This window comes from Propioniciclava sp., assembly GCF_029977985.1.
Taxonomy (GTDB): Bacteria; Actinomycetota; Actinomycetes; order Propionibacteriales; family Propionibacteriaceae; genus Propioniciclava.
The window spans coordinates 1-15337 of sequence record NZ_JARKOT010000242.1 but is presented as its reverse complement, the minus strand read 5'-3'; the positions used below and the strand labels follow the sequence as shown (position 1 = coordinate 15337).

General features: G+C 70.3%; 17 protein-coding genes. 11 read left to right on the top strand and 6 right to left on the bottom strand.

The features are described from left to right. Positions 1-52: 52 nt before the first annotated feature. Positions 53-691 (top strand): HAD-IA family hydrolase, encoded by a 639-nt coding sequence (locus Q1K57_RS13725; RefSeq protein WP_300083567.1) that lies wholly within the window; start codon positions 53-55, stop codon positions 689-691. Between the two features lie 35 nt (positions 692-726). Here Q1K57_RS13725 and Q1K57_RS13720 read toward each other — a convergent pair whose 3' ends face one another. Genes Q1K57_RS13720 through Q1K57_RS13700 form a run of 5 tightly spaced genes read right to left on the bottom strand, consistent with a single transcriptional unit; the run spans position 727 to position 6118 of the window. Next, positions 727-1911 (bottom strand): acetate kinase, encoded by a 1185-nt coding sequence (locus tag Q1K57_RS13720; protein ID WP_300083566.1) that lies wholly within the window; start codon positions 1909-1911, stop codon positions 727-729. A gap of 25 nt (positions 1912-1936) precedes the next feature. Further along, the gene (pta, locus tag Q1K57_RS13715; RefSeq protein WP_300083565.1) at positions 1937-3997 is read right to left on the bottom strand and encodes a phosphate acetyltransferase; all 2061 of its coding nucleotides are present in this window, start codon (positions 3995-3997) and stop codon (positions 1937-1939) included. A gap of 19 nt (positions 3998-4016) precedes the next feature. Continuing rightward, the gene (locus Q1K57_RS13710) at positions 4017-4793 is read right to left on the bottom strand and encodes a deoxyribonuclease IV (protein WP_300083564.1); all 777 of its coding nucleotides are present in this window, start codon (positions 4791-4793) and stop codon (positions 4017-4019) included. A 26-nt stretch (positions 4794-4819) separates the two neighbouring features. Next, positions 4820-5200 (bottom strand): ACT domain-containing protein, encoded by a 381-nt coding sequence (locus Q1K57_RS13705; RefSeq protein ID WP_300083562.1) that lies wholly within the window; start codon positions 5198-5200, stop codon positions 4820-4822. Positions 5201-5209: 9 nt separating this feature from the next. Next, positions 5210-6118 carry an aminoglycoside phosphotransferase family protein gene (locus Q1K57_RS13700; protein WP_300083560.1) on the bottom strand — a complete coding sequence of 303 codons (909 nt, stop codon included), beginning with the start codon at positions 6116-6118 and terminating at the stop codon, positions 5210-5212. A gap of 173 nt (positions 6119-6291) precedes the next feature. Here Q1K57_RS13700 and Q1K57_RS13695 point away from each other — a divergent pair, with 173 nt between their 5' ends. From Q1K57_RS13695 to Q1K57_RS13680, 4 genes are all read left to right on the top strand, one after another. Then, positions 6292-7680 (top strand): 6-phospho-beta-glucosidase, encoded by a 1389-nt coding sequence (locus Q1K57_RS13695; protein WP_300083558.1) that lies wholly within the window; start codon positions 6292-6294, stop codon positions 7678-7680. Between the two features lie 175 nt (positions 7681-7855). After that, positions 7856-9658: a long-chain fatty acid--CoA ligase gene (locus tag Q1K57_RS13690; RefSeq protein WP_300083556.1), complete on the top strand. Its 1803-nt coding sequence runs from the start codon at positions 7856-7858 to the stop codon at positions 9656-9658. Positions 9659-9806: 148 nt separating this feature from the next. Further along, complete coding sequence (locus Q1K57_RS13685) at positions 9807-10340, top strand: SigE family RNA polymerase sigma factor (RefSeq protein WP_300083554.1); 534 nt, start codon at positions 9807-9809, stop codon at positions 10338-10340. Continuing rightward, positions 10337-11035: a hypothetical protein gene (locus tag Q1K57_RS13680; protein WP_300083552.1), complete on the top strand. Its 699-nt coding sequence runs from the start codon at positions 10337-10339 to the stop codon at positions 11033-11035. Before Q1K57_RS13685 ends, Q1K57_RS13680 begins: the two co-directional genes overlap by 4 nt. A 3-nt stretch (positions 11036-11038) precedes the next feature. On the opposite strand, the gene Q1K57_RS13675 is transcribed toward Q1K57_RS13680, so the two are convergent. Then, positions 11039-11428, bottom strand: a complete 390-nt coding sequence (locus tag Q1K57_RS13675; protein WP_366525379.1) for a globin — start codon at positions 11426-11428, stop codon at positions 11039-11041. Positions 11429-11673: 245 nt separating this feature from the next. Between Q1K57_RS13675 and rpsF the strand changes: the two genes are divergently transcribed. The 6 genes from rpsF (at position 11674) to Q1K57_RS13645 (ending at position 15251) form a co-directional block, all read left to right on the top strand. Then, the gene (gene rpsF, locus Q1K57_RS13670; protein WP_300083548.1) at positions 11674-11967 is read left to right on the top strand and encodes a 30S ribosomal protein S6; all 294 of its coding nucleotides are present in this window, start codon (positions 11674-11676) and stop codon (positions 11965-11967) included. Positions 11968-12089: 122 nt separating this feature from the next. Beyond that, on the top strand, positions 12090-12623 hold the full coding sequence (locus Q1K57_RS13665) for a single-stranded DNA-binding protein (protein WP_300083546.1): 534 nt from the start codon (positions 12090-12092) through the stop codon (positions 12621-12623). 66 nt (positions 12624-12689) lie between these two features. Next, complete coding sequence (gene rpsR, locus Q1K57_RS13660) at positions 12690-12926, top strand: 30S ribosomal protein S18 (protein WP_300083544.1); 237 nt, start codon at positions 12690-12692, stop codon at positions 12924-12926. Between the two features lie 15 nt (positions 12927-12941). After that, a complete protein-coding gene (gene rplI / locus Q1K57_RS13655) occupies positions 12942-13388 on the top strand; it encodes a 50S ribosomal protein L9 (protein ID WP_300083542.1) in 447 nt (148 codons plus the stop codon). Positions 13389-13528: 140 nt separating this feature from the next. Beyond that, the gene (locus Q1K57_RS13650; RefSeq protein WP_300083540.1) at positions 13529-14272 is read left to right on the top strand and encodes a DUF3152 domain-containing protein; all 744 of its coding nucleotides are present in this window, start codon (positions 13529-13531) and stop codon (positions 14270-14272) included. A 61-nt stretch (positions 14273-14333) separates the two neighbouring features. Continuing rightward, positions 14334-15251, top strand: coding sequence for a DUF4349 domain-containing protein (locus Q1K57_RS13645; protein ID WP_300083539.1), 918 nt, complete (start codon positions 14334-14336; stop codon positions 15249-15251). Positions 15252-15337: the final 86 nt, after the last annotated feature.

Here is a 15337-nt window from a genome sequence, read left to right as displayed (position 1 = left end):
CCCCCTCCCCCCCCCCCCCCCCCCCCCCAACACACACCCCGCCGCTGGAGGGATGTACCGCAACCTCGTCTGGGATCTCGGGGGGACGCTGGTGGACACGTACCCCGCACTGGACGCCGCGTTCGCGGCCGTCGTGGCTCGGCACGGACACGAGGTGGCCATTGCGGACGTCGCCCGGCTGACCCGCACGTCCACCCACGCGGCGCTCGCGCGGCTCGCGGAGCGCTTCGGCATCGATCCGGCCGAGTTCGAGCGGGCGAACGCCGACCTCAAGGCCCGCTGGGACCAGACTCCGCCCCCCGCGATGCCCGGCGCGGGCGCCCTGCTCGTGGACGTGCGTGCTGCGGGCGGGCTGAATCTCGTCGTCACCCACCGCGAGCGCAGCTCCGCGGAGGCCCTGCTGGCCGGACTCGGGCTCCCGGTCGACGACATCATCGCGACCTCGGACGGACACCCGCGCAAGCCCGACCCCACGATGTACCGGCTCATGCTCGCCCGGCACGGGCTCGATGCCGCCGCATGCCTCGCCGTCGGTGACCGGCCCATCGACGCGACCGCCGCTCAGGCGGCCGGCATCGACGCGGCCCTGCTCGAGTCGCCTGAAGCTCCCGTCGAGGACGACGCCCGCTACTCCGTAGCCACCCTGGACGAGTTGCGGCCGCTGCTGGGCCTCGCGAACACCGGGCGATGACACCCGTCGGCATCGGACCATGACGCCGCCCGGAATCAGGCGATGACGCTCGCCACTTCGCGGGCCATCTGGAGTTCCTCGTTCGTGGGCACGACCAGCACCTTCACCGCCGAGTCGTCCGTGGAGATGACGCGCGGTTCCTTGGAGCGTTCGGCGTTGCGGGCGGCGTCCAGCGTGACGCCCAGCCCGGCGAGACGCTCGCACACCGCCGCGCGGATCTGCGGGTTGTTCTCTCCCACCCCCGCCGTGAACGTGATGGCATCCACGCCGCCGAGAACGGCCATGTACGCGCCGATGTAGTGCAGCAGCCGGTGGATGTAGACGTCGAGCCCGATTTTGGCGTGCTCGTCGCCGGCGTCGATCTTCGCCTGGATGTCACGGAAGTCGGACGCCCCGGTCAGCCCCATCATTCCCGACTTCTTGTTGAGCAGGGTGTCGATCGCGTCGACACTCATCCCGACCTCGCGGTGCAGGAAGAAGATGAGGCCGGGGTCGACGTCGCCGGACCGTGTGCCCATGACGAGCCCCTCAAGGGGGGTCAGCCCCATCGACGTGTCGACGGGCACGCCGTGGTCGACCGCCGAGATGGACGCCCCGTTCCCGAGGTGACACACGATCTGCCTCAGCGCGTCGTACTCGACGCCCAGCGTCTCCGCCACCTTGTGGGACACGTAGTTGTGCGACGTGCCATGGAAGCCGTACCGCCGGATCGCGTGGTCGACGGCGAGACCCGTGGGAATCGCGTAGGTGTACGCCGCCGGCGGCAGCGTCGCGAAGAACGCCGTGTCGAAGACGGCCACATGCGGCACAGCGGGCAGCGCCTTGCGTGCCCCCCGGATGCCGGCGATGCCGGGCGGGTTGTGCAGCGGCGCCAGCGGCGACAGTTCGACGAGCGTGTCGAGGACGGCGTCGTCGATCACCGTCGTCTGGGTGAGCTTGTCGCCGCCGTGGACGGTCCGGTGTCCGACGGCCTTCACCGCCCCCAGGTCGGGACCGTTCGCCGCGAACATCGCCACCAGCGCCGCGAGGGCCACCGTGTGGTTCGGGTAGGGCTCCTCGTCGACGAACGTCTCCTCGCCCACCGTGTGCTTGATGCGGCCGAGCTGCTCACCGATCCGCTCGATGAGACCCGTGGCGAGCACCTGCTCGTCGTCGGTGTCGATGACCTGGTACTTGATCGAGCTCGACCCGGCGTTGATCAGCAGGATGGGTGTGGACACGCGGATCCTCCTCGGTTCGGCGGGCTCAGTTGGACTGGGCCTGGATGGCGGTGATGGCGATGGTGTTGACGATGTCGTCGACCAGCGCGCCCCGCGACAGGTCATTGACCGGCTTGTTGAGCCCCTGCAGGACGGGCCCGACCGCGAGCGCACCGGCCGACCGCTGCACCGCCTTGTACGTGTTGTTGCCGGTGTTGAGGTCGGGGAAGATGAACACGGTGGCCTGGCCGGCCACCTGAGAGCCGGGCATCTTCTTCGATCCCACGGTCGGGTCGACGGCGGCGTCGAACTGGATCGGCCCCTCCACCATCAACTGCGGCGCCTTCTCCTTCACTATCTCGGTGGCGGCGCGCACCTTGTCGACGTCCGCGCCCGACCCGGATTCGCCGGTCGAGTACGACAGCATCGCCACGCGCGGTTCGATGCCAAACGCGTCGGCCGTCTGCGCCGAGCTGATCGCGATGTCGGCGAGTTGCTCGGCCGTCGGGTCCGGGTTGACCGCACAGTCGCCGTAGACGTCCACCCGATCGGCCATGCACATCAGGAACGACGAGCTGACCACGGACACCCCCGGCTTCGTCTTCACGAACTCGAGGCTCGGCCGGATCGTGTTGGCGGTCGTGTTCACCGCGCCCGACACCATGCCGTCGGCCATGCCGAGGTGCACCATCATGGTGCCGAAGTAGCTCGGGTCCTTCATCTTCTCGCGGGCCTGCTCGAGCGTGACGCCCTTCTTCGCGCGCAGGGTCGCGTACTCCGCCGAGAACCGCTCCACGAGTTCCGGGTCGGTCATGGCCACGACCTCGGCCCCGTCGAGGGAGAAGCCGAGCGCCGAGGCCCGGTTCTTGATGTCGGTCGCGTCCCCCAGCAGGACGATGCTGGCCGTGCCGCGCCGCAGCACGATGGACGCCGCCTCCAGGATCCGCTCGTCGCCGGACTCGGGAAGGACGATCCGCCGCTTGTCGCGCCGGGCCATCTCCGTGAGCTGGTACTCGAACATGAGCGGCGTCCGGATGTTCGTCGCGGACACCTCCATCGCGTCGAGCAGCGCGTTGGCGTCCACGTATTCGTCGAACAGGCGGCGTCCGACCTCGAGCTTGCGCGGCGAACTGGTCATCGTGCCCTCGAGGCCCGACAGAGCCTGCGCGGTCGTGTAGGTGCCCCGGTCGGTGAGGGCGATCGGCAGTTCGAGGGGCACGGTGCCGATCAGGTTCGCGACCGCCTCGGGGATCTCGTAACCGCCCGTCAGGATCATGCCGGTGAGCTGGGGGAACGCCCCCGAGGCGTGCGCCAGCAGCACCCCGGGGATCATCTCCGAGCGGTCGCTGGGCAGGATCACCGTCGACTCGGGCTCGAGGCGCTGCAGCACGTTCGGCAGTGTCATCGCGGCGACGAGCACGCTCTGACTCTCCTGCGCGGTCTGCTCCTGCCGGCCGACCAGCAGGCGTGCGCCCGCGGCGTCCATCTGCGCGGCGAAGGTGGGTGCGGCGAGCAGCGGGTGAGCTGGCAGGACCCCGACGACGAGGTCGGGTAGTGCGTCGGCCAGGGCGCCGGCGTAGACCTGTTCGGACGCCTCGGCGACGCGGGTCGCGATCACGGCGATCGGGGTGGCGTGCTGGTTGCGGATCTCGGCGACCGTGCCCTGCGCCAGCTGGACGACGTTGTCGGGCGACCGGTCGAGGCCCGACACGGCGACGAGCACTTGTGCGTTCAGGTTCGCTGCGACGCGCGCGTTGAACACGAGTTCCCCGGACGCCCCTGCGTCGCTGTAGTCGGAGCCCAGGATGACGACGGCGTCGTGCCGCTCGGCGAGCGCGCCGTAGCGCTGGATGATCGTGGCGAGGGCCTCGTCGGCGTCCGTGTGAACGGCGTCGTAGGTGACGCCGACCGCCTCGTCGTAGGACACGTCCACCGCCGGCTGGGCGATCAACGCCTCGAGCACGCCGTCGTGCTCGCCCTCCGGAATGATGGGCCGGAACACACCCACCGTGCCGACCTTGCGGGTGAGGGCGTCGATGATGCCCAGCGCGATCAGGGACTTGCCGGTGTGGCCTTCGGGGGCCATCACGTAGATGCTGCGGGTCACGTCCCAAGGCTATCGCGCGTCACAGACGCTCGCGCAGCCACGCGATCTGATCGGCGTGCGGGGTCGAGGTGGGCGTTTCGAGGATGATCGGTGCGTCAGCGGTGCGGGCGACGGCCACGAGGGCGTCCGGGTCGATGAGGCCCCGGCCGAGGACGTCGTGGCGGTCGGCGCCGGAGCCGGCGGCGTCCCGGGAGTCGTTGAGGTGCACGAGGTCGATGCGCCCCGTGATGGCGCGGACGGCGTCCACGACGCCCGGCAGGTCCAGCCCGCCGGCGTGCGCGTGGCAGGTGTCGAGGCAGAAGCCGACGGCCTCGGAGCCCGAGGCGGCCTGCACCGCGTCCCAGAGGCGGGCGATGCGGTCGAGCTCGCGGGCCATGGCGTTCGTTCCCCCGGCGGTGTTCTCGATGAGGAGCGGGACGGTGAGCTCGAGCCCTTCGACCGCCTTGCGCCAGTTGTCGAAGCCCACCGCGGGGTCGTCCTTCCCGCCCAGGTGACCGCCGTGCACGATCACCCCGCGCGCTCCGAGTTCGGTGGCGAGCTTCACCTGCTTGGCCAGAATCTGCCGGCTCGGGATGCGGAGCCGGTTGTTCGTCGTCGCCACGTTCACCACGTAGGGCGCGTGCACGTAGATGCCCACGCCCGCGGCGTCCGCCTCGGCCTTCAGCCCCGCCGCGCCGCCGGGGTGGTCGACCGCGTGACCCTTCCACGCCTGCGGGTCGCCGACGAAGATCTGGACGATGTCGAAGCCGTGCTCGGACGCCGTCGCGATCGGGTCCGCGCCGACGTGCGCGCCCACCGCGGGAGCAGGGCGTGGCGAGAGAGTCACGACAGCCCGCCGAGCACGTCGACGGCCTCGTCGACGTCGTCGACGGGAACGAGCAGATGGTCGTGGTAGAACCCGGCCAGCACGTTGCACGAGATGCCGACGCGCGCGAGTGCCGTCGAGACGGCGGAGGTGATGCCGACCGATTCCAGCGAGCTGTGCACCTGGAGGGTGATCCAGCCGAAGACGGCGTCGTAGGGCAGCCCTGCGGCGTCCGCGGCGTCCTGGGTGAGGATGAGGGTGGTGCCCTCCTCCTCGACGATGCGCGCCTGGGCGTCCACGTCGGGCGGGGTGGGGGAGCTCACGACGACGAAGCGTCCGGTGCGGACGCTCGGGCGGAGCGCGCCGAGGATCTCGTGCAGGTTCGTCAGGCCGGCCATGCCCGAATCCTACGAGGCGAACGCCTTGGCGAGCGCGATCATGCGGGCACGGAAGGCGTCGGAGGCGGGGGCGTGCGCCGCGGCGTCCACCGCGTTGAGGACGAGCCGCACGTGCGTCCACGCCCGGACGCGGTCCTCGTCGAGCCCAGCGGCGTCGGTGACGAGGTCGGCACGCAGCCGGACGTGGGTGCGCACCGAGTGCGCCCGGGCCGTCTCCTGCTCCCGGTTCCAGATGATCGGGGCCACCGCGAACGCCCACTCGGCCGCCAAGGGCTTGGGGTCGATCGCGACCCAGCGGCTTGCACGGCCCGCGCACTGCGCGAGCACGTTCGCGTCGTGCAGGTCGGTGTGCACGAGGCGCGCCGGCTGCGGATCGGCCATGAGCCCGGCCACTTCGGACGCCGCCTGCTGCGTCATCCGGCGGGGGACCAGGGGCGTCCCGGCGCTGAGCCGCGCCTGCCAGCGCGGAGCGGCGTCGGCGAGGGTGTCGAACTGGGGCCCGGCGGGGCGGTCGAGGAGGGTGAACAGCCGCCCGATCTCCTCGCACGCTTCGAGGACGCCGACGCTGCGGAGGTCGGTGGGGGAGAGGCGTTCGAGCAGCAGGGCGTAGGCGCCGGGGTTGGCCGCCACGAGGCGGACGGCGCCGCGGCCGTCCCACTGCCGCAGGGCGAGATGTTCGAGGCGCGCCTCGACGTGCGGCCAGGTGATCTTGAGTACGAGGCGTTCCCCGCCCCGCCGGACCGGCAGCACGAGCGCGCACTCGCCGTGGGTGGCTGGCCCGTCGGGGTTGAGCGACCAGGCGTTGAGGTGGTCCTCGACCAGACCCGGCAAGCGGGCGAGCCACGCGTCGCCGGAGGGCGCGCCGGGGGCGTCCGGTTCGCGCCCGGCGACCACGGCGCGGAAGCGACCCGGGATCACCGCGCCAGCGTAGTCGTGGCCTCTGCGGGCGGGCTGAGTGCGCTCAGGAGATGATTCGGGCCGGTAGACCAGCCCGGGAGTTCCAGTGAGCGTGACTCACCAGCTCGAGCCCCTTCCCCAACGCTGGCCGATACGTTAAAGTGAGGAGGTCGGGAACGAGTCGAGGAGGACCCATGCGCGACGCGATCAAGATCGTCACCATCGGCGGTGGCTCCAGCTACACGCCGGAGCTCGTGGAGGGCTTCATCAAGCGCTACGACCGACTGCCGCTGGCCGAACACTGGTTCGTGGACATCGAGGAGGGCCGCGATAAGGTCGAGACGGTCGCCGCGATGGCGCAGCGCATGTGGGACGCCTCCGGGCACGACGTAAAGGTGCACGTCACGTTCGACCGGCGCGAGGCATTGCCGGGAGCCGACTACGTCACCACCCAGTTCCGCGTGGGCCGGCTGTATGCCCGGATCAAGGACGAGCGCATCCCGCTCAGTCACGGCATCCTCGGCCAGGAGACCAATGGCGCGGGCGGCATCTTCAAGGCGCTGCGGACGATCCCCGTCATCGGCGCGATCATCGACGACATGCGCGAGTTGTGCCCCGACGCGTGGCTGATCAACTTCACGAATCCGTCGGGCATGGTGACCGAGGCGGCGATCCGCAACTTCGGCTGGGAGCGCACGATCGGCCTGTGCAACGTGCCGATCCGCGCCGAGATCGTGGAGGGTCCCAGCCTCGGCCTGGACCCGGCCACGCTGACCTACCAGTGCGCCGGCCTCAACCACTTCCATTGGCACCGCGTCTACGACGCCACCGGCCGCGAGATCACCGCCGACCTCATCGCGAAGATCAACACCGACGACAGCCCGATCCCGGCCAACATCTCACCCACGCCCATCCCCGAGGATCTGCTGCACACCGCCGCGCTGCTGCCGTGCGGCTACCACCGCTACTACTTCTGCACCGAGGAGATGCTCGCCCACGAGCTGGCCGACTTCGCGAACAACGCCACCCGCTCCGAGACGGTCAAACGCCTGGAGGACGAGCTGTTCGAGCTCTACGCCGACCCGAATCTGGACGTCAAGCCGCCCCAGCTCAGCCAGCGCGGCGGAGCGCACTACTCGGACGCCGCCTGCGGCACGATCGAGTCGATCCACAACAACAGCCACACGCGCATGACCGTGAGCACCCGCAACAACGGCGCCATCAAGTACCTGCCCGACGACTGCATCGTCGAGGTCAGCTCGCTCATCTCGGCGATCGGCGCAGAACCGCTCGTCTGGGGTGAGATGCGCCCGCACGAGCGTGGCTGGCTGCAGGTGATGAAGGCGATGGAGGAGTGCACGATCAAGGCCGCCATCGAGGGAGACTTCGGCGCGCTGCTCGAGGCGTTCGACCTCAACCCGCTCATCCCCAACGGCGCCACCGCCCGCCAGGTGATGGCCGAACTCCTCGTCGCCCACGAGGCGTACCTGCCCCAGTTCGCCGACAAGATCGCCGAGCTAAAGGCGTCCGGCATCGAGATCGGGGACGCCACGGTCCGCGACCTCATGGCCCAGGGGTTGTGAGGACGCCGCCGGTCCGGGCTGAGGAGGCCAAGGGTTAGTCACTGGCCCTTGACCTCCCCACCCCGGACCGGCGGCGTCCCCCACGAGCCTGCGCAGACGGGGTCCGGCCTTGTAGCCTTCCCTGCAAGCCGACGTCCCCCGACCGCACTCGGCCGACCGCGACAAGGGAGTTCACATGGACCAGGCGCATCTCGCCGTCCGCATGGCGGAGGTTTTCGCCACCCACGGCCACCGACCGGCGACCCGCATCCTGGGCGGCGACGACTGGCAGACGCTCAGCTACTCCGAGGTGGGACGCCGCGTCCGCACGCTGGCGCGCCATCTGCTCGACGAAGGGGTCGGCGCAGGGGACCGGGTGGCGTTGTTCAGCGCGAACCGGCCTGAGTGGTCGATCGTCGACCTGGCGCTGTTGTCGATCCGGGCGGTCGTGGTGCCGATCTACACGACCTCGACGCCCGGCCAGGTGCGCCACATCGTCGGCGACTCGGGCGCGGTCTACGCCGTCGTGGAGAACGACGACCTGCTCGGGCGCCTCACCGAGGCCTGGCCGATGCTGCCCGACCTGCGCGGCGCCTGGACCATCGACGACACCGCCAGCGACGACGAGCGCGTCACGTCGCTGCCGACGCTGCTGGCGAAGCCGGCGTCCGCGGAGTCCGACGGCGAACTGGAGGCCCGACTGGCGGCGGCGGCGTCCGACGACATCGCGTCGATCATCTACACGTCGGGCACGACCGGCGACCCGCGCGGCGCCGTGCTGACCCACCGGGCGTTCACGTTCGAGCTGGACGCCCTCGACGCGTTCTTCACGATCACGCCCGAGGACACGTCGTTGTGCTTCCTGCCCTTGTCGCACGCGCTGGAGCGGGCCTGGACGTTCAAGGTGCTCACAAGCGGCTGCCTCAACACCTACGTGCCCGACGCGCGGACCGTCGCCGACCTGCTCGTCCTCGCCAAGCCGACGATGTTCGTGTCGGTGCCGCGGCTGTACGAGAAGGTGTTCCTCACGGTGCACGGCAAGGTGGCCGACTCGCCGGCGAAGAAGGCGGTCTTCGAGTGGGCCATGCGGGTGGGCGCGCGCAGCCAGCACGCCTATCGCAAGGGACGCCGCCCCTCGGCGGCGCTGCGCGCTCAGCTGCCCGTGGCGGACAAGCTGGTGTTCGCGGCGATCCGGGACGCGTTGGGGGGCGCGAAGACGGTGATGGCGTGTGGCGGGGCACCCCTGCGCAAGGAGATCGAGGAGTTCTTCTCGGCGGCGGGCATGCTGCTCTGCCAGGGCTACGGGCTGACCGAGGCGGCGCCGCTGATCTCGTTCAACGCGCCGGCTGCGTTCAAGTTCGGCACCGTGGGCCGGATCATCGAGGGCGGTGAGGTGCGGATCGGGGAGGAATCGGAGATCTGTTACCGGGGCCCGAACGTGATGAAGGGCTACTGGAACAACCCCGAGGCGACGGCGGCGGCGGTCGACGACGAGGGCTGGTTGCACACGGGCGACGTGGGCTACGTGGATGTCGACGGTTATCTGGTCATCACGGACCGCATCAAGGACCTCATCGTCACCTCGGGTGGCAAGAACATCGCGCCCGGGCCGATCGAGGGGATGATCCTGGCCGATCCGCTGTTCGAGCACGCCGTCGTGCTGGGCAACAACCGCCCGTACGTGACGCTGCTCGTGCGCCCGTCTCCGCCCGCGTTGGAGGATCTCGCGGCGCAGTTGCAGCTGAAGTTCGCCGATGCGGCCGAGTTGGCGCACAGCCCCGAGATCCGGGCGGAGATCAAGCGTCGCGTCGATGCCCTCACCGAGCGGCTGCCCTCCCAGGAACGCATCAAGGATCTTCGCGTGGCGTGGGAGGAGTTCACCATGGACAACGGGCTCTTGACGCCGACGCTCAAGGTGAAGCGCAAGCAGGTGGAGGAGCGGTTCGCGTCCCTCATCGAGGACATGTACGCGAAGGTCACCAAGCACACCGACCGTTGACGCGCCCCGGGGGGTCACGTTCTTGACATTGGGTTGTTGCCCACGTGGGCGAAATCCCTATGTCAATAAAGCTATGTCACAAACGTGCACCCGCCCCCACACGCCAAGATGAGTGCAACGCCGGACGCCGCCGGGGCGTGAGAGGCGTGTGACCTGCCTGGAGGTGGTCCTGAGCGAGCAGCCGACGGATGAGCCGCGCACGTTTGACGACTACGTGCGCGCGCGCTCGGTCGCCCTCCAGAAGTACGCCTTCCTCGTCACGCGCAACACCGAGGATGCCCGTGACGCCGTCCAGGACGCCCTCATCGGGCTCTACCCGCGTTGGGAGCAGGTGTCGGCGTCCGGCGGGGTTGACGCTTACGTGCGCCGATCGGTCGTCAACGCGGCGGTGTCGCGGTGGCGCAAGGTGCGTCGGCTCATGCCGGTCGCGGAGCCGGAGGACCGGGACGCCGCCGGCTCAGCCCGCCGCCTCGACGACGCCGTCACCGACGCCCACGTGGCCTGGCAGTTGTGCGATCGACTGCCCCCGCTGCAACGCGCGGCCGTCGTGCTGCGTTTCTTCGACGACCTGAGCTTCGCCGAGGTGGGGGAGGCGCTCGGTTGCCCCGAGGCGACCGCGCGCTCGCACGTGCACCGGGCGCTGGCCCGGTTGCGCTCCGAGCTGGGGGAGGAGGACCGATGACCGACGACCGCGCCGAGAGCGCCCTCCGCGACGCCCTCGCCCACCACCTCGACGACGCCGACTTCGCCCCCCTCGATCCGGCGGTCCTGCGCGCCGCCGCCGAGGACGCCACGACCCGTGAAGCGACGCCGATCGGACGCCGCCGCCCCCGGTTCCTGCTCGTGGCAGCGGCGGCGCTGGTGGCGATCATGGTCCTGCCCGTGGGGATGCTCTTCCTCCGGACCGGATCCGCCGACGTGGCGGCCACGGCCCCGGCCGGCGCCGGCGGCGTCCGGCAGCAGGAATCGCGCGAAGAAGTGTCCGCGGCGGGCGCGCCGGCCACGCGGGCGACGGACACGGCGGCGGGTGGCGCCGGTGAGTACAGCGGTGCGGCGTGCCCCACTGCGGGGCCGCCGTTCGGCGGGATCGCGGATTTCGCGGCGATCCTCGTGTGGGAGGGGCGGACGTACGTGGCGGCCCTGGAGGAGTCGGCCGAGTTGGGGCCGGTGGTGGGCCAGGTGACGTGCCCCATCTTCGAGATCTCCGAGGGGGGGACGCGGCCGGTGCCGCCCCCCTGGCCCGACGGTTCGGCCACTTTCCTGCCCGCCGGGGAGGCGATCCACGCCGTCGTCGGCGAAGACCCGCGGTGCACGCTCGGGGTGACGTTCGAGGGTCGCGATGTTCCCCTCCGCGCCGAGGAAACCCCCGGCTGCTGAGACCTACACCTCGGGGTCGTCGAACGTGTTCACCATGAACTGCGCGGCGCGGACGAGATAGTCGCGCAGTTCGGCCTCCTCGGCCGCGGTGAGGTCGAGCGATGCCACGGCGGCCAGCATGTGGTGCAGCCAGCGGTCGCGCTGGGTCGGCGTGACGGCGTACGGACCGTGGCGCAGGCGCAGTCGCGGGTGGCCGCGGGTCTCCGAGTAGGTCTTCGGTCCGCCCCAGTACTGCTCCAGGAACAGGCGCAGCCGCTCGGCGGCAGGTCCGAGGTCCTCCTCGGGGTACAGCGCCCGCAAGGGCGGGTCCTGCGCCACGCCGGCATAGAAGCGGTCCACGAGGGCCACGAACGTCGCGTGGCCGCCCACGCGGTCGTAGAAGGACTCGGTCACGGCGTCCATGCTGGCAGATGGGCGGCAACGCCTTCCTCGAGTGGGCTCGTGAGAAGATTCGGGCCGGTAGACCAGCCCGGATCATCTCCTGAGCCCGCTCAGCAACCGGCGGCGTCCGATTCGTCGTCGACCGGGCGGGTGCGGTAGCGTTGTTCCTCGGTGCGTCTTCGGACGCCGCTGCATCGACCCTCCTGCCCCGGGAGATACCCGTGGCCGCTCAGACCAGAGGAGGTGGGGTAAACCGTATGCGCAATTACGAGATCATGGTGATCGTGAACCCCGACGTTGACGACCGGCAGGTCGCGGGCGTCGTGGAGAAGCCGCTCGAGGCCTTCAAGGCCGCTGGCGGCACCGTTGACAACATCGACCACTGGGGCCGTCGCCGGCTGGCGTACGACATCCAGAAGAAGTCGGAGGGCGTCTACGCGGTTCTGAACGTGACCGCAGAGCCGGACGTCGTCAAGGAACTCGATCGCCAGTACACGCTGAACGAGCAGATCATGCGGACGAAGGTCATTCGTCCCGACCTGCACAAGTGACGCTGCACGACTGACGAACAGGGAGTTCTCCACAGGTGCTCGCCCGAGCCCTACCGATTGTCGGAGGGGCCTGAGAGACTGACGGAGAACACCCGACCACGACCGATTTCGGAGACACACACATGGCAGGCGAAACCACCATCACGCTCATCGGCAACCTGACGGCCGATCCCGAGCTGCGCTTCACGCCGTCCGGGGCACCGGTCGCCAACTTCACGGTGGCGTCCACCCCCCGCACGTTCGACCGGAACTCCGGCGAATGGAAGGACGGCGATGCCATGTTCCTCAACTGTGCCGTGTGGCGCCAGGCCGCGGAGAACGTGGCCGAGACGCTCACCAAGGGCATGCGGGTGATCGTGCAGGGCCGGCTGAAGAGCCGCTCGTACGAGACCCGCGAGGGCGAGCGCCGCACGGTGTTCGAGGTGGATGTCGAGGAGATCGGCCCCTCCCTGCGTTATGCGACCGCCAAGGTCAACCGCACCAGCGGTGGCGGCGGTGGCGGCTACAACGCGGGCGGCTCCGGTGGCGGCGACAACTGGTCGTCCAACCAGGGCCAGGGTGGCGGCGGCGGTCAGCAGGGCGGGTACAACCGACCCGCGCCGCAGCAGCAGAACGATCCGTGGGCGAGCGCGCAGAGCGACGAGCCCCCGTTCTGATCGGCCACCCAGCACCCATCCATGTCATTCCGGCCCCCGGCCGGGCTCGCTTGAAGGAGCACCACAATGGCTGCACAGCGTAAGCCTGTGAACAAGAAGAAGATCGCCCCGGCGAAGTCGATCAAGATCGGCACCGTCGACTACAAGGACACCGCCACGCTGCGGAAGTTCATCTCGGAGCGCGGGAAGATCCGTGCCCGCCGCGTGACCGGCCTCTCCGTCCAGGAGCAGCGCAAGGTCGCCATCGCCATCAAGAATGCGCGTGAGGTCGCTCTGCTGCCCTACGCGTCGACCGCTCGCTGAGGAAGGACGTCGGACATGAAGCTCATCCTGACTGCCGCCGTCGACCACCTCGGCGTGGCCGGTGACATCGTCGAGGTCAAGGACGGCTACGGCCGCAACTACCTCCTGCCCCAGGGCTACGCGATCAAGTGGACGCGTGGCGCCGAGAAGCAGATCGAGGGCATCAACCGGGCCCGCGAGGCCCGCACGGTGCGCGACAACGAGCACGCGCTCCAGCTGCGTGGCCAGCTCGAGGAGCTCTCGGTCGAGCTGCCCGCCCGCGCTGCGAGCGAGGGCAAGCTGTTCGGTGCCGTGACGGCTGCCGATGTCGCCTCGGCGATCAAAAAGGCCGGTGGCCCGAACGTCGACAAGCGTTCGGTCGTCATCAACAAGCCGATCAAGACCGTCGGGTCGCACACGGTGGGCGTCAAGCTCACCGACGCCGTCACCGCGCACCTGCCGGTGAAGGTCGTCGCTTCCTGACTGTCCCCGCCGGTTGAGCCGGCCCGGTGGTCGAAGCCACCCTTGGTCGAGCTCGTCCAGACCAAGCGGACGGTGCCGCGTTCGAGACGCACGCCGGTCGGTTCCCAGGGAACCGGCCGGCGTTCGCCTATCCTCACCACGTGAGGGCGCGCACGATCGGACGTCGCGAGCGGCTTGTCGGGTTGGCCGCGATCGCGGCCGCGTTCGTCGTCCTGACGGTCGCTCTCCAACTCATCCGGACGCCGCCCGCCGGCGACGGCGTCCTGCCGGGACCCCCTGCACCCAGCCCGACGCCGACGTACACCGAGCAGCCCATCCCGGAGGAGGCACGCACGAGCGTGTACAGCTCGGGCGTGGCGGCGTCCGGGGTCTTCCTCGACGCCACGCAGAACATCGACCCGACGCGGAGCGCCCCGGCCACCAACATCTACCGGGTGCGCGCTGAGGAGGGCGTCAACGTGGATCCGGAGGCCGCGGCGTCCTTCGTGCAGCGCGTCTTGGACGACGAGCGGGGCTGGGCGGGCTACGGCCGCAACAACTTCCGCCTGGTCGGCACGGGCGCCGCGCAGGCCGCTTTCACCGTGACGATCGCCTCGCCGGCGACGACCGACGCCCTGTGCGGCGCCGATGCCGGCACGGCCGGTTTGTGGAGTTGCTTCGTCGACGGCCAGATCGTGCTCAACAGCGATCGCTGGCACTTCATGGTGCCCGGCTTCGCGAACCTCGACGACTACCGCGCGTGGCTCGTGAACCACCACGTGGGCCTCTATCTCGGCCAGGCTATTGCCTACTGCCAGGCCAAGGGCGGGCCCGCCCCGGTCATGGCCCAGCAGGAGCGCGACCTCGACGGTTGTCTGCCCAACCCCTGGCCGCGGACGAGCTGAGCGAGATCGATTCGTGATCCTGGGGATGCAACGCCACCGCGGGCGACCGCGTGGGTGGGGCATGAACAACGCCACGCCGTCGCTTCGCGGGCCGCTCCGGACGCTGCTCGTCGCCGTTCTCGCCCTGCTGGCCGGGTTCACGCTCGCCGCCTGCACCAGCCCGACCTCCGGCTCGCTGCCCGACTACGCCCCCGAGAGCGGCGCCACCCAGGCGGCGCCTGCCGCCCCGGCCGACGGCACGACGGACGCCGCCGGCTCGGCGGAGCGGCAGGTCACCCGAACGGCCGCGCTCACCGTCACGGTCCCTGATCCGACGGCCGCCGCCCAGCGCGTCCGCGAGGTCACCACCGGCCTCGGCGGCTACGTGACCTCTGAGCAGGTCACCACCTTGAACGCCGGCGCCCAGCCCACTGCCACGCTCACGGTGTCCGTGCCGGCCGACAAGCTCGACCAGGTGCTCACCGACCTCGCCGGGATCGGCGAGCTCGCCTACCGGCAGGTCGACGCCACCGATGTGACCGACGCCATCATCGACGTCGATGCACGCATCCGCACGCTCGAGGCGTCCATCGCCCGGATCAGCGCCCTCATGGAGCGCGCCGGCACCGTCACGGAGATCGCGCAGGTCGAGTCCGAGCTGTCCAGCCGCCAGGCCGAGCTCGAACGGCTCCGCGCCCAGCAGGCGGCCTATGCGACCGCCGTCGAACGCTCCACCATCACGGTGACTTTGCAGACGCCGTCGGACGCCGTCGCTGCCAACCCGTTCCTGGACGCGTTCGCCGATTCGTGGGCGGCGGTGGGAGCCTCGGCTCGGTTCCTGCTCCTCCTCGTCGGCGCGCTGACGCCCTTCGCCCTCGTCGGGGGCCTGGTTGCCGGCATCACCTGGCTCGTTGTGCGCCGCCGGGTGCGGCGTCCCGCGCAGCGGGATCCCCAGCGGGAGGATCCGCAGCGCGAGGATCCGCAAACCCCGCAACCGTAGCCGCGCACCCCCGTGCGACGGGTGGGACCCCCCGTGCGACGGTTGGGGACCACCCCCGTGTGACAGTTGGGGCTCACGGATAGGGC

Coding starts and splice junctions, on each gene's coding strand:
- Q1K57_RS13725 (WP_300083567.1), top strand. CDS start 53: ATGTACCGCAACCTCGTCTGGGATCTCGGGGGGACGCTGGTGGACACG.
- Q1K57_RS13705 (WP_300083562.1), bottom strand. CDS start 5,200: ATGGCCGGCCTGACGAACCTGCACGAGATCCTCGGCGCGCTCCGCCCG.
- Q1K57_RS13695 (WP_300083558.1), top strand. CDS start 6,292: ATGCGCGACGCGATCAAGATCGTCACCATCGGCGGTGGCTCCAGCTAC.
- Q1K57_RS13690 (WP_300083556.1), top strand. CDS start 7,856: ATGGACCAGGCGCATCTCGCCGTCCGCATGGCGGAGGTTTTCGCCACC.
- Q1K57_RS13680 (WP_300083552.1), top strand. CDS start 10,337: ATGACCGACGACCGCGCCGAGAGCGCCCTCCGCGACGCCCTCGCCCAC.
- rpsF (WP_300083548.1), top strand. CDS start 11,674: ATGCGCAATTACGAGATCATGGTGATCGTGAACCCCGACGTTGACGAC.
- Q1K57_RS13665 (WP_300083546.1), top strand. CDS start 12,090: ATGGCAGGCGAAACCACCATCACGCTCATCGGCAACCTGACGGCCGAT.
- rpsR (WP_300083544.1), top strand. CDS start 12,690: ATGGCTGCACAGCGTAAGCCTGTGAACAAGAAGAAGATCGCCCCGGCG.
- rplI (WP_300083542.1), top strand. CDS start 12,942: ATGAAGCTCATCCTGACTGCCGCCGTCGACCACCTCGGCGTGGCCGGT.
- Q1K57_RS13645 (WP_300083539.1), top strand. CDS start 14,334: ATGAACAACGCCACGCCGTCGCTTCGCGGGCCGCTCCGGACGCTGCTC.